The sequence below is a fragment of the Zestomonas insulae genome (assembly GCF_016901015.1).
GTDB classification, from domain to species: Bacteria; Pseudomonadota; Gammaproteobacteria; order Pseudomonadales; family Pseudomonadaceae; genus Aquipseudomonas; species Aquipseudomonas insulae.
In genome coordinates this window covers 543,013-554,955 of sequence record NZ_JAFEUP010000003.1, presented here as the reverse complement: position 1 = coordinate 554,955, position 11,943 = coordinate 543,013, and the positions used below count along the sequence as shown (strand labels likewise).

At 64.1% G+C, this 11,943-nt stretch carries 12 protein-coding genes and 3 tRNA genes; 8 read left to right on the top strand and 7 right to left on the bottom strand.

Annotated elements, in window-relative coordinates; genetic code table 11:
* The 3 genes from JQX08_RS12425 to yacG are packed head-to-tail and all read left to right on the top strand — an operon-like array spanning position 1 to position 1,678.
* Complete coding sequence (locus JQX08_RS12425; protein WP_205348689.1) at positions 1 to 873, top strand: prepilin peptidase; 873 nt, start codon at positions 1 to 3, stop codon at positions 871 to 873.
* Complete coding sequence (gene coaE / locus JQX08_RS12420; RefSeq protein ID WP_205348688.1) at positions 870 to 1,481, top strand: dephospho-CoA kinase; 612 nt, start codon at positions 870 to 872, stop codon at positions 1,479 to 1,481. Before JQX08_RS12425 ends, coaE begins: the two co-directional genes overlap by 4 nt.
* The gene (gene yacG / locus JQX08_RS12415) at positions 1,478 to 1,678 is read left to right on the top strand and encodes a DNA gyrase inhibitor YacG (protein ID WP_205348687.1); all 201 of its coding nucleotides are present in this window, start codon (positions 1,478 to 1,480) and stop codon (positions 1,676 to 1,678) included. The genes coaE and yacG overlap by 4 nt, the downstream gene beginning before the upstream one ends.
* A 1-nt stretch (position 1,679) precedes the next feature.
* Here yacG and JQX08_RS12410 read toward each other — a convergent pair whose 3' ends face one another.
* Positions 1,680 to 2,369, bottom strand: a complete 690-nt coding sequence (locus tag JQX08_RS12410) for an energy-coupling factor ABC transporter permease (RefSeq protein WP_205348686.1) — start codon at positions 2,367 to 2,369, stop codon at positions 1,680 to 1,682.
* Positions 2,366 to 2,794 (bottom strand): GNAT family N-acetyltransferase, encoded by a 429-nt coding sequence (locus JQX08_RS12405; RefSeq protein WP_205348685.1) that lies wholly within the window; start codon positions 2,792 to 2,794, stop codon positions 2,366 to 2,368. The genes JQX08_RS12410 and JQX08_RS12405 overlap by 4 nt, the downstream gene beginning before the upstream one ends.
* 81 nt (positions 2,795 to 2,875) lie before the next feature.
* Between JQX08_RS12405 and JQX08_RS12400 the strand changes: the two genes are divergently transcribed.
* From JQX08_RS12400 to JQX08_RS12390, 3 genes are all read left to right on the top strand, one after another.
* Positions 2,876 to 3,502 (top strand): DUF1780 domain-containing protein, encoded by a 627-nt coding sequence (locus tag JQX08_RS12400; RefSeq protein ID WP_205348684.1) that lies wholly within the window; start codon positions 2,876 to 2,878, stop codon positions 3,500 to 3,502.
* 89 nt (positions 3,503 to 3,591) lie between these two features.
* Positions 3,592 to 3,765, top strand: a complete 174-nt coding sequence (locus JQX08_RS12395) for a DUF3094 family protein (RefSeq protein ID WP_205348683.1) — start codon at positions 3,592 to 3,594, stop codon at positions 3,763 to 3,765.
* Between the two features lie 63 nt (positions 3,766 to 3,828).
* Positions 3,829 to 5,127 carry an NAD(P)/FAD-dependent oxidoreductase gene (locus JQX08_RS12390; protein WP_205348682.1) on the top strand — a complete coding sequence of 433 codons (1,299 nt, stop codon included), beginning with the start codon at positions 3,829 to 3,831 and terminating at the stop codon, positions 5,125 to 5,127.
* Positions 5,128 to 5,217: 90 nt separating this feature from the next.
* Here JQX08_RS12390 and JQX08_RS12385 read toward each other — a convergent pair.
* The 3 genes from JQX08_RS12385 to JQX08_RS12375 form a co-directional block, all read right to left on the bottom strand.
* Positions 5,218 to 5,293, bottom strand: a tRNA-Lys gene (locus JQX08_RS12385).
* Positions 5,294 to 5,298: 5 nt separating this feature from the next.
* A tRNA-Pro gene (locus JQX08_RS12380) sits at positions 5,299 to 5,375 on the bottom strand.
* 9 nt (positions 5,376 to 5,384) lie between these two features.
* Positions 5,385 to 5,460: transfer RNA gene (locus JQX08_RS12375), tRNA-Asn, on the bottom strand.
* Between the two features lie 207 nt (positions 5,461 to 5,667).
* Between JQX08_RS12375 and JQX08_RS12370 the strand changes: the two genes are divergently transcribed.
* Both JQX08_RS12370 and JQX08_RS12365 read left to right on the top strand, forming a co-directional pair.
* Positions 5,668 to 8,100, top strand: coding sequence for a DUF1631 domain-containing protein (locus JQX08_RS12370; RefSeq protein WP_205348681.1), 2,433 nt, complete (start codon positions 5,668 to 5,670; stop codon positions 8,098 to 8,100).
* A 9-nt stretch (positions 8,101 to 8,109) separates the two neighbouring features.
* Positions 8,110 to 8,442 carry a PilZ domain-containing protein gene (locus JQX08_RS12365; RefSeq protein ID WP_205348680.1) on the top strand — a complete coding sequence of 111 codons (333 nt, stop codon included), beginning with the start codon at positions 8,110 to 8,112 and terminating at the stop codon, positions 8,440 to 8,442.
* A 52-nt stretch (positions 8,443 to 8,494) separates the two neighbouring features.
* Here JQX08_RS12365 and clpB read toward each other — a convergent pair whose 3' ends face one another.
* Positions 8,495 to 11,059: an ATP-dependent chaperone ClpB gene (gene clpB, locus JQX08_RS12360; protein WP_205348679.1), complete on the bottom strand. Its 2,565-nt coding sequence runs from the start codon at positions 11,057 to 11,059 to the stop codon at positions 8,495 to 8,497.
* Between the two features lie 153 nt (positions 11,060 to 11,212).
* Complete coding sequence (pgeF, locus tag JQX08_RS12355; protein ID WP_205348678.1) at positions 11,213 to 11,938, bottom strand: peptidoglycan editing factor PgeF; 726 nt, start codon at positions 11,936 to 11,938, stop codon at positions 11,213 to 11,215.
* Positions 11,939 to 11,943: the final 5 nt, after the last annotated feature.

Here is an 11,943-nt window from a genome sequence, read left to right as displayed (position 1 = left end):
ATGCAGGTGGTCGAGCTTTTGGCCAGCGACGTGCTGGCCTTTGTTGCATGCGCATTAATCCTCGGCCTATTGGTGGGCAGCTTTCTAAATGTGCTGGTGCATCGCCTCCCCAAGATGATGTTCCGGGCTTGGAAAGTTCAGGCCACGGAAGTACTAGAACTACCACCTGAGCAAAGTACTGAAGTTTTCAACCTCGTGTTACCCAACTCCCGCTGCCCAAATTGCGGCCACGAAATTCGCCCCTGGGAGAACATCCCGCTACTGAGTTACCTGGCGCTACGCGGCAAGTGCTCGGCCTGCAAGACGCATATCAGCCTGCGCTATCCGCTGGTGGAGCTGACTTGCGGGCTACTTTCCGCCTACGTGGCCTGGCATTTCGGCTTCACTTGGCAGGCCGGCGCAGTGCTGCTGCTGACCTGGGGCCTGCTGGCGATGAGCCTGATCGACGCCGACCACCAGTTGCTGCCCGATGCCCTGGTGCTGCCGTTACTCTGGCTGGGGTTGATCCTCAACAACTTCGGCCTGTTCGCCAGCCTCAGTGATGCGCTCTGGGGGGCGGTTGCGGGCTATCTCAGCCTGTGGTCGGTGTACTGGTTGTTCAAGCTGCTCACCGGCAAGGAGGGCATGGGGTATGGGGACTTCAAGCTGCTGGCCATGCTCGGCGCCTGGGGCGGCTGGCAAGTGCTGCCACTGACAATCCTGCTCTCGAGTCTGGTCGGCGCGGTGCTGGGGCTGATCCTGTTGCGCCTGCGCAATGCCGAGACCAGCACGCCGATTCCCTTCGGCCCATATCTGGCCATTGCCGGCTGGATTGCGCTGCTCTGGGGTGATCAAATAACCGCGACCTACCTGCAGATCGCTGGTTTTCGATGAGCAAACCCTGGATTCTCGGCCTTACCGGCGGTATCGGTAGCGGCAAAAGCGCTGTCGCCCAATGTTTTATCGACCTCGGCGTACATGCCGTGGATGCCGATCACGCCGCGCGCTGGGTCGTCGAACCGGGGCGTCCTGCGTTGACGCAAATTGCCGAGCACTTTGGTGATGATGTGCTGCTCGCCGACGGCAATTTGAACCGCGCCGAACTGCGCAAGCGAATCTTCCAGAACGAAAGTGAGCGGCGCTGGCTGGAAGCGCTGCTGCATCCACTGATCGGCCGGGAAATCAGCGACAATCTGGCCCGCGCCGAATCGCCTTACGCCATCCTCGTGTCGCCGCTGCTGGTGGAGTCCGGCCAGCATCGCCTAGCGCAGCGCATTCTGGTGGTCGACGCCCCAGAGGCGCTGCAGGTGCAGCGCACCATCCTGCGCGACAGCACGTCCGCCGAGCAGGTCGAAGCGATCCTCAAGGTGCAGGCCAGCCGCGAGGAGCGTCTCCGGCATGCCCATGACATACTGGTCAACGATCGTGACCTTGATTGGCTGCACAGCGAAGTCTCGCGCCTGCACCGTTTCTACCTGACTCTGCGCGGAGGACAGACATGAGCCAGCCCACCCTCGTTGAATGCCCCACCTGCGGCGCCCCCGTCGAATGGGGCCCGCAAAGCCCGAGTCGACCGTTCTGCTCCGAACGCTGCAAGCTAATCGACCTCGGCGCTTGGGCCGCCGAAGAGCATGCGATTCCCGGCAACCCGCAGGAAGACGACCTGTTTTCCGACGATCTGCCGCCACACACGCACTGACTCAGCGACGCGGCTCGTCGTCCTTCCAGGGCGCCTGCAGATAGCGCGTGCGGTTGAAGGTCTCCAGCCATTCCGGCTGAAACACCACCAGCGCGCTGATCAGCATGCCGTTGATGAAGGCCTCGGGAAACATGATCAGCCACAAGTAGCCGGCAAATTCGTCGAGCCACGGCGGCATGGGGAAACGCCCGTCGAGCCACAGCACGCCGAGCGCGAGCAGCAGGCAGCACAGCGCGGTCAGCGCCGCCGGAAAAAAGCCGCAACCGAAGATGTACACGAAGAGATTGCGCGGCTGGCGACGCTCGACCTGCAGGGCGCACACCTCGGCGATCAGCACCGGCAACAGCACCAGCAGCACACCATTTAGTCCTAGCGCCGCAAGGTCCTGGCGCCCCAATAGCAGCAACCCGTACTGCGCGACCGCGCCAGCCAACACTGCGAGCGGCCAATCGAGCAACAGGGTGACCGCGGTCATACCGATGAAGTGGTAAGACAGCCCCGACATAAAGTCGCGACGAACCAGCCAGAGCACGAACAGCGCGAGCATAGTGCCAAACAACAGGTGTTGTCGGCGCCGGTCGCTGAACAGCTCCAACCAGGGCGCCCTCCAGACTGCCCACAGCACGACCGGCACATACAGGCACCAACCCACGACCATGCTCGTCGGCGACAGCAGGCTCGCAGCAATCATTCGGGCGACCCGGTGCTGGAAAAAACCTGGATATCGTGGCGTGCCGACCAGCCCGCCTGCGCCCGCCAGAACCCCAGCGCCTCCTCCGCGTTGCCCAGCACGAACACGTGACTTTTATGGATACCCAACTCGGCCAACTGCGCCAGTGCCTGGTGGAGCAGGCGCCTGGCCAGGCCCTGCCCGTGAAACGGCTGGTCGACAACCAGATGATGCAAATAACCGCGCCGCCCATCATGGCCGACCAGAACAGCACCGAGCAGCTCATCCGCTCGTTCGCACAGCAGGCTCAGCCCGGGATTGCGCTGCAAGTAGGCACAGAAGGGGTCATAGTCATCCTCTGGACGCAGCTGGATACCTGCGGTGCGGCGCCACAATGCCAGCAGCGCTGAGTGGTCTTCGGGGCGAATGGGGCGGATCGCAATCATCACGCAACTCCCTGACAAACGCCGCCAGTCTACACCGAGCCGAGCACTGGCCGACCGGCCGCCCCGGTCTAAGCTGAACGGATGGAAGAGTCCGACTACCTGCGCCTGCTGACCTACCAGGCCGAACAAGCCAACCTGTTGCTGTCCAATGCCCGCAAATGGGAACGCGAACGCTGGGTGTGCCAGCGCCTGCTGCAGGCCCTGAACATCGACTACAGCAACGACGATTTCAGCACCGGCCAGGAGCCCCCGGACGTTCTGTTTCGCGATGCCAATATCGAAGTGTTCTTCGTCCTCGACGCCGGCCGGCGCCTCAACGAGGAGTGGCGCGCCGAACTGCAGCGGCGCCGCCAAGCGTTCTCGCTGAGCCAGCTGGTCCGCCGCGAACCCCGCCCCAAACGCATTTCCGCCACCGAACTGCAGAATCTGCTGGCCCCAACCCTGCGCAAGAAGTCGCACAACTATCAGGAGCGCGGCATCGAACTGGGCGAACTGGACATGCTCGCCTACGTCAACCTTAAGCGCGCCGTGCCGGATTTCAACAGCAGCTTTCCCCCGCCGAGTGAGTACCTGCGCCAGGGTTGGCGCTCGCTTTCGCTTGTCGGGCCGACCTTCGCCCGTGTGCTGTTCGCCCACAGCGGCGCTCCGGACTTTCTGCGCGACAACCTCGGCCGCAGTGTGCTGTTCGATCTGGGAATGGGGCTGTAACCGCCCGGATCCGGCCGTCGAATCCCAGCTTTGCATTGAGTCGCGGCGAAGGCGCCGACTAGAATGAACAAAATCCCAGCGAGGTCCCTATGGCCAGCCGACTCAGTCCCGACGACCAAGCACGTGTCGACCACTACCTGAGTGCGCCGCAACACCAGGTCGAACGCAAACCGTTTCGTCCCTGGTTCCTGCTCGCGATCATCCTCGCCTCCGTCATCGGTCTCGGCCTCCTCAGCCGCCTCCTCAGCCGTCTAGTGCTATGAGCTGCCTCGCGCTCGCCTATTCGGCGCCCTCCAGAATCCCTAAAAGCCTTGTGAGACGTTCCCATGTCCCATCGTATTGTGATTGTCGGCGGCGGCGCCGGCGGCTTGGAGCTTGCCACCCGCCTGGGTAAAACCCTGGGCAAGCGCGGCCTGGCCAGCGTGCTGCTGATCGACGCCAACCTCACCCATATCTGGAAACCGTTACTCCACGAAGTCGCCGCCGGCTCGCTGAACTCGTCGGAAGACGAGCTCAACTATGTCGCCCAGGCCAAGTGGAATCACTTCGAGTTCCAACTCGGGCGCATGGCCGGCCTGGACCGCCAGCGCAAGTGCGTGCACCTGGCCGCCACGCTCGACGAGAACGGCGCCACGCTGGTGCCCGAACGGGACGTCACCTACGACAGCCTGGTCATCGCCGTCGGCAGCACCACCAACGACTTCGGCACCACCGGCGCCGCGGAGCATTGCCTGTTCCTCGACACCCGCGAGCAGGCAGAACGCTTTCACCGTCAGTTGCTCAACCATTACCTGCGCGCCCATGCCGGGCAGAGCGATGAAGAGCGGATCAACGTCGCCATCGTCGGCGCCGGCGCCACCGGCGTCGAACTGGCCGCCGAACTTCATCATGCAGCGCGCGAGTTGGCGGCGTACGGCCTGGACCGCATTCGCCCGGAGAACATGCGCATCACCCTGATCGAGGCCGGGCCGCGGGTGGTACCGGCGCTGCCGGAGCGCATCAGCCAACCGGTACACCGCAGCCTGGAACAGCTCGGCGTGACCGTGCTGACCAATACGGCGGTCAGCGAGGTGACTGCAGAGCACCTGCGGTCGCGCGACGGGCAGATCATCCCCGCCAGCCTCAAGGTCTGGGCCGCCGGCATCCGCGCGCCCGCATTCCTCCGTGAGTTGGACGGGCTGGAGACCAACCGCCTCGACCAACTGGTGGTGCGCCCGACCCTGCAAACCAGCCGCGATGACGACATCTTCGCTTTTGGCGACTGCGCCGCGTGCCCGCAGACGGACGATCCAACACGCAACGTACCGCCGCGCGCACAAGCAGCGCATCAGCAAGCCTCACTTCTGGTGAAAAGCTTTCGCCAACGGCTCGCCGGCCAGGCGCTGCCGCACTATCAGTACCGCGACTACGGCTCGCTGATCTCACTGTCGCGCTTCAGTGCGGTCGGCAACCTGATGGGCAACCTGATGGGCAGCGTGAAACTGGAGGGTTGGCTGGCGCGGATGTTCTACATTTCCCTGTACCGCATGCATCAGATGGCGCTGTACGGCACGTTCCGCACTGCCCTGCTGATGCTCAGCGACCGCATTGGCCGCAGCACCGAACCGCGCCTGAAGCTGCACTAGCAGCTTCAGCGCCAAACTAAAAATCGCAGACAAACAAAAATCCCCTCGAGGCTTGCGCCTGGAGGGGATCAGATACAACAGGAGAGAATATGGTGGGTCGTGTAGGATTCGAACCTACGACCAATTGGTTAAAAGCCAACTGCTCTACCAACTGAGCTAACGACCCAAAAATGGTCGGGGTAGGGGGATTCGAACTCCCGACATCTTGCTCCCAAAGCAAGCGCGCTACCGGACTGCGCTATACCCCGTAAGGAAATTGGCTCCGCGACCTGGACTCGAACCAGGGACCCAATGATTAACAGTCATTTGCTCTACCGACTGAGCTATCGCGGAACTGGGCATTTCCATCTCTTTAGCTGACCGGTTAAACCGGATTCGCGCTTCAGAGGCGCGCCATTTTACGTTTCGCGGCGCCGCTGTCAACCCTCTAAAGCGCTTTTAGGACAATGATTTGCAGGCACGCGATGCGCTGCTATATGTTTCCCTTATCCGTTCACAATGGAATGTGCCGGCCAGTTCGGCTGTCGCTCAGGACCGTCCATGAATAACAATCAGGACAACCCGCCACCCAAGGCAAAGCCCGCAGCGACCGTCGCTAGCCGGGTGATCCAGCCGCGTTTTGGTGAGCTGGTGCAGAACTGCCGGAAGCTGGCGATGAATCGCCTGGCGGAGCACCTGACCGGGGTATTTGGCCAAGTCGACGACACGCTGTTCGAGTGTGCGGAGAAGGCCGAAAACAACCAGGTCCAAACGCTGTTCTTCGACAACATGCGGGAAATCCGCCGCCAGCGCCCGCGCATCGAGCGCAGCTACCACCAGCAGATCGCGCAGAACTTCAACGATTTCCTCGAAGGCAAGCTCAAGGATGCGGAGCAGCCGGACGAGGTGAGCGTCGACGAGCTGACGCTCATGCAGAACGAGGATTACGAGGAAAGCCTGCAGGTGACCAATATGGTCAGTCGGGTCAAATCGCGCTGCGCGCAGCAGCTGTTTGCCCTGGAGCAGCGCCTGGCGGTCCTCAACAACGGGCACAAGCTTGGCGAGGACAGCAATCCCTTCGGCCCGCAGGCAATCGCCCAGGCGTTCCGTGACGCTCTCGCCCCCAGCCCGTTCCCGCTGCGCATCAAGACCATCCTTTATATGCTGTTCGATCGCCACGTGATGCAGAGCCTCGACAGCATGTACGAGGCGATGAACAAGCGCCTGATCGACGCCGGCGTGCTGCCGAACCTCAAGTACAGCGTGCAACGCCGGCAAGAGAGCGCCAAACCGGCCACGGAGGCACCGACGCAAGCCGCGCCGCAGGAGTCAGCGAGCAGCCACCCTGCAAGCTCCGGTGCCGCACCGACCATGCCAGGCTCGGCTACGTCAGCAAGCGGGACTCCCATTGCCGGCAGCCAGGGACAACAACCTGCGGCGGCACCCACGCCGTCGACCGGCGGAGCAGCCACCGGCCCCGTCGGGCCACCCGACCTCAGTGCCCCACCCTCTAGCGATCCCAATGTGCTGTTCAGCGGGCTCGCGGCACTGCTCAGCGAGTACCGGCACCGCGAGGGCGACGATGCCATGCTCGGGCCGACCCGCAGTATCGCCAGTTTCGCCCCGCGCGGGGCGACGCGCACCTACAGCGCCGGTGATCTGCTCGAAGCGCTGAATCGCCTGCAGGAAAAGTCGGCCAAGGAACTGGCGCAGCGCCTGCAGCACCCGCAACCGGTCGAAGAGCTCAAGGCCGACCTGCAAGAACAACTGGAAACCCACAGCAGCCTGCCCGGCCAGCAAAAGCTGTCGGAGCAGGAAGCCGACGTCATCGACTTGGTCGGCATGCTGTTCGACTTCATCCTCGACGATGAAAACCTGCCGGACATCTGCAAGACCGCCCTCTCCCACCTGCACACCCCGTATCTGAAAGTGGCGCTGCAGGACAAGGAGCTGTTCACCCAGCATCACCACCCGGCGCGCCGGCTACTCAACACCATGGCCCAGGCCGGAGTGCTGTACGGCAGCGAGGGCGACACCCGCGGCTTGCTGGCGAAGATGCACTGGGTGATCGAGCGGGTGATTCAAGGTTACAGCGGCGAGCTGTCGCTGTTCGACACGCTCCACGATGAATTCACCGAGTTCGTCGCCACCCTGCGGCAGAAAGTAGAGCTGCGCGAGCGCCGCGCCGTGGAAGCTGCCAAGGGTCGCGACAAGTTGCTCGACGCGCGGCAGCAGGCGATGGATGTGATCGCCCGCAGCCTGCAGAATCGCGAGGTTCCGGCGATCATCCGCAATTTCCTCGAGCTGACCTGGACCGACGTGCTGGTATTCATCCAGCTGCGTCATGGCCAGCGCAGTGTGGAATGGCAGCGCGCCGGCGAGTCGGCCGAGCGCCTGGCCTGGAGCGGTACGCCGCTGAGCGCCGAGGACCGCGAGCAGCTGCAGCAGCTGCGCGTCGAACTGCTGGAGAACCTGCGCGGCGGCCTGGAACTACTCGGCGGCTATCGCGAAGACGGCATCCGCCGCCTGCTACAGGACCTGGTGGCCTGCCAGCACGCGGTGCAGGCCAAGCAGCCGGAGGTCGCCGCGCGCCTGGAAGCCAAGCTGCCGGCCAGCCCGCTCGGCGCGATGCTCGGCGAGGATGCGCAACTGCTCAACACCGCACCGGCCTCCGGCTTGTCATCGCGCGCGCAGATCATCGCCCGCGAACTGGCCCACCTCGAGTTCGGCACTTGGTTCGACTTCATCGTCGGCGACCAGGTGCGTCGCCTCAAGCTGTCGTGGTTCAGCCCGACTACGCACAACTACATGTTCGTCGACCACACCGGCCAGCGGGTGGCGATCAAGCCGCTAACCCTGCTGGCCAGCGAGATGGAGCAGGGTCTGGCGCGCGTGGTTCCGCCGGAACGCAACGCACCGCTGGTGGACCGTGCGCTCACCGCGATATATCGCGTGCTGCAGCGCTTCACCGGTCGCACGAACCAGCCGAACTAAGGAGCGCCAATGGACGATCGTCGTCAGCACAGCCGTCAAAACACCGAGCTGCAGCTGGAAGTCTTCGACCTCAACAGCGGCCAGCGCCTGGGCCGTGTGGTGGACCTGTCCATCGATGGTTTCATGCTATTCAGCGACACGCCGGTCGACGTCGACAGCGTCATCGAATGCCGCCTGGTTCCCGCCCCTCCACTGGACGGCCTCGAAGAAGTGAAGCTCGGCGCCGACTGCCTGTGGAGCCGCCCGGGCGCCGATGACGGGCATTGCTGGGCCGGCTTTCACATCATTGACCTGGCCGAAGACCAGGCAGCACATCTGGACAACCTGCTCCGCCATCTCTGAGCCAGGCGCCCACAAAAAAGCCCCGCCATGGCGGGGCTTTTTTATTGCAGGGTCAGACGAAGACGATGTCCTCGCCTTCCACCTTGGCGGCGATGCTGGCGCCGGGCACGAACTGGCCGGCGAGGATCTGCTGCGCCAGCGGGTTCTCGATCCAGCGCTGGATGGCCCGCTTCAGTGGCCGTGCACCGTACACCGGGTCATAACCGACAGCGATCAGCTTGTCCAAGGCCTCGTCGGACAACTCCAGACTCAGTTCGCGCTCGGCCAGGCGCTTGCGCAGACGGCCCAGCTGAATCTTGGCGATGCCAGCGATCTGCTCCTTGCCCAGCGGCTCGAACACCACCACCTCGTCGATGCGGTTGATGAACTCCGGACGGAAGTGGCTGCTCACCGCATCCATCACCGCTGCGCGCTGCGCATCAGGATCACCGACCAGCTCCTGGATCTGCGCCGAACCGAGGTTGGAGGTCATCACCACCACGGTGTTGCGGAAATCCACGGTGCGCCCGTGACTGTCGGTCAGGCGGCCATCCTCGAGGACCTGCAGGAGGATGTTGAACACATCCGGGTGGGCCTTCTCGACCTCATCCAGCAGCACCACCGAGTAGGGTTTGCGACGCACCGCCTCGGTCAGGTAACCGCCCTCCTCGTAGCCGACGTAGCCCGGCGGCGCGCCGATCAGGCGAGCAACCGAGTGCTTCTCCATGAACTCCGACATGTCGATGCGCACCAACGCCTCTTCGGTATCGAAAAGGAACTCGGCGAGCGCCTTGCACAGCTCGGTCTTGCCGACCCCGGTCGGACCGAGGAACAGGAACGAGCCGCTCGGCCGGTTCGGGTCGGACAGCCCGGCGCGCGAGCGGCGCACCGCGTTGGCGACCGCCACCACCGCCTCGTGCTGACCGATCACCCGCTGATGCAGCAGACCTTCCATCTTCAGCAGCTTCTCGCGCTCGCCCTCGAGCATCTTCGCCACCGGAATGCCGGTCCACTTGGAGACCACTTCGGCAATCTCTTCCTCGGTAACCTTGCTGCGCAGCAGCTGGTTTTCCGGCTTGCCGTGCTGATCGACCATCTGCAGGCTGCGCTCCAGGTCGGGAATCACCCCGTACTGCAACTCGGCCATGCGCTGCAGGTCAGACTTGCGGCGTGCTGCTTCGAGATCGGCCTTGGCCTGCTCGATCTTCTGCTGGATCTGCGCGGAGCCCTGCACTTCGGCCTTCTCCGACTTCCAGATTTCCTCGAGGTCGGCGTACTCGCGTTCGAGCTTGCCGATGTCCTCCTCCAGCTTGGCGAGACGCTTCTTGGTCGCCTCGTCGTCTTCCTTCTTCAGCGCCTCGCGCTCGATCTTCAGCTGGATCAAGCGACGATCCAGGCGATCCAGGGCCTCCGGCTTGGAATCGATCTCCATGCGGATGCGGCTGGCCGCCTCATCGATCAGGTCGATCGCCTTGTCCGGCAACTGGCGGTCGGTGATGTAACGGTGGCTGAGCTTGGCCGCGGCGATGATCGCGCCATCGCTGATGCTCACCCCGTGGTGCACCTCATAGCGTTCCTTGAGCCCGCGGAGGATGGCGATGGTGTCCTCCTCGCTCGGCTCGTCGACCAGTACCTTCTGGAAGCGCCGCTCCAGCGCGGCGTCCTTCTCGATGTACTGGCGGTACTCGTCCAGCGTGGTAGCGCCGACGCAGTGCAGCTCGCCGCGCGCCAGGGCCGGCTTGAGCATGTTGCCGGCGTCCATCGAGCCCTCGGCCTTGCCGGCGCCGACCATGGTGTGCAGCTCGTCGATAAACAGGATGACCCGGCCTTCCTGCTTGCCCAGCTCGTTGAGCACCGCCTTGAGGCGCTCCTCGAACTCGCCGCGGAACTTGGCACCGGCGATCAGCGCGCCCATGTCCAGGGACAGCAGGCGCTTGTCCTTGAGGCCATCGGGCACTTCGCCATTGATGATGCGCTGGGCCAGGCCCTCGACGATGGCGGTCTTGCCGACACCGGGCTCACCGATCAGCACCGGGTTGTTCTTGGTGCGCCGCTGCAGGACCTGGATGGTCCGACGGATCTCGTCGTCACGACCGATCACCGGATCGAGCTTGCCGTCTTCGGCACGCTTGGTCAGGTCGACGGTGTACTTGTCCAGCGCCTGGCGCGACTCCTCGGCATTCGGGTCGTTCACCGCATCGCCGCCGCGCAGGTTGGTCACCGCGTTTTCCAAAGCCTTCTTCGACACGCCCTGGGCCAGCAGCACCTTGCCCAGCCGGGTGCTGTCGTCCAGCGCGGCGAGCAGCACCAGCTCGCTGGAGATGAACTGGTCACCCTTCTGCTGGGCCAGCCGATCGGCCTGATTGAGTAGGCGCGCGAGGTCCTGCGACAGGTTCATGTCGCCGGTGGGATTCTGCAGCTTGGGCAGTTGGTCGAGCTCTTTGTTGAGCGCCTGCCGCAGGGCCGGGATATCGAAGCCGACCTGCATCAGCAGCGGCTTGATCGAACCGCCCTGCTGCTCGATCAGCGCCTGCATGAGGTGCAGCGGCTCGATGGCCGGATGATCGAGGCCGACGGCGATGGATTGCGCATCGGAAAGGGCCAACTGCAGCTTGCTGGTTAAACGGTCTATTCGCATTGATCTGTCCTTCCTGTTGAAACGGGCCGGGGAGATGAATGCCCCTACGACGGAAGCCCGCGAGATGAAGACTAGATGAGGACAGATTTTCGCGATTCAAGCGTCGCGGCGTGGATCAGCGGTTGCGCCGCACCGGCAGCGGGCGGCAGACGCTCAGTCTTGCAGCCAGACCAGGCTGGCGAAGCGACCGGTGCGGGCGGCACGCCGGTAGGAGAAAAACCGCGCGTCGCTGACCGTGCAGAAGCCGCCGCCGTACACCGCGGTGACGCCGCGAGCGGCCAGACGTAAGCGGGCTAACTGGTAGATATCGGCGACGAACTTGCCGGGATTGGCACTGGGAACGAAGGCATCCTGAGCGGCAGGATGTTGCGCGACGAAGGTCTCGCGCACCTCCGCGCCGACCTCGAAAGCCTGCGCGCCGATCGCCGGGCCGAGCCAGACCAACACCTCTTCCGCCGGCAACGCCAGGGCATCGAGGGTCGCTTCCAGCACGCCGGCGGCCAGCCCGCGCCAGCCGGCGTGGGCGGCGGCGACTTTGCTGCCGGCGCGGTCGCAGAACAGCGCCGGCAGGCAATCGGCGGTCATCACCGCACAGGCCACGCCAGGGGTTGCGCTCCAACTGGCATCGGCTTCGCTGACGCGCGCCGGATCGGCCGCCACCACATTGACGCCGTGCACTTGGCTCAGCCAGGCCGGCTGACAGCCCAGGGCTGCGGTGAGCTGCTGGCGATTGGCGGCCACCGCCGCCGGCGCGTCGCCAACGTGATCACCGAGGTTGAAACTGTCGAAGGGCGCCACGCTGACCCCGCCGCAGCGCGTGGTCACGCAGGCGCGCACTCGGGCCGGCGCCGGCCAGTCGGGAATCAGCCAGTCGTGCATGCCGC

Coding starts and splice junctions, on each gene's coding strand:
- JQX08_RS12425 (WP_205348689.1), top strand. CDS start 1: ATGCAGGTGGTCGAGCTTTTGGCCAGCGACGTGCTGGCCTTTGTTGCA.
- coaE (WP_205348688.1), top strand. CDS start 870: ATGAGCAAACCCTGGATTCTCGGCCTTACCGGCGGTATCGGTAGCGGC.
- yacG (WP_205348687.1), top strand. CDS start 1,478: ATGAGCCAGCCCACCCTCGTTGAATGCCCCACCTGCGGCGCCCCCGTC.
- JQX08_RS12410 (WP_205348686.1), bottom strand. CDS start 2,369: ATGATTGCTGCGAGCCTGCTGTCGCCGACGAGCATGGTCGTGGGTTGG.
- JQX08_RS12405 (WP_205348685.1), bottom strand. CDS start 2,794: ATGATTGCGATCCGCCCCATTCGCCCCGAAGACCACTCAGCGCTGCTG.
- JQX08_RS12400 (WP_205348684.1), top strand. CDS start 2,876: ATGGAAGAGTCCGACTACCTGCGCCTGCTGACCTACCAGGCCGAACAA.
- JQX08_RS12395 (WP_205348683.1), top strand. CDS start 3,592: ATGGCCAGCCGACTCAGTCCCGACGACCAAGCACGTGTCGACCACTAC.
- JQX08_RS12390 (WP_205348682.1), top strand. CDS start 3,829: ATGTCCCATCGTATTGTGATTGTCGGCGGCGGCGCCGGCGGCTTGGAG.
- JQX08_RS12370 (WP_205348681.1), top strand. CDS start 5,668: ATGAATAACAATCAGGACAACCCGCCACCCAAGGCAAAGCCCGCAGCG.
- JQX08_RS12365 (WP_205348680.1), top strand. CDS start 8,110: ATGGACGATCGTCGTCAGCACAGCCGTCAAAACACCGAGCTGCAGCTG.
- clpB (WP_205348679.1), bottom strand. CDS start 11,059: ATGCGAATAGACCGTTTAACCAGCAAGCTGCAGTTGGCCCTTTCCGAT.
- pgeF (WP_205348678.1), bottom strand. CDS start 11,938: ATGCACGACTGGCTGATTCCCGACTGGCCGGCGCCGGCCCGAGTGCGC.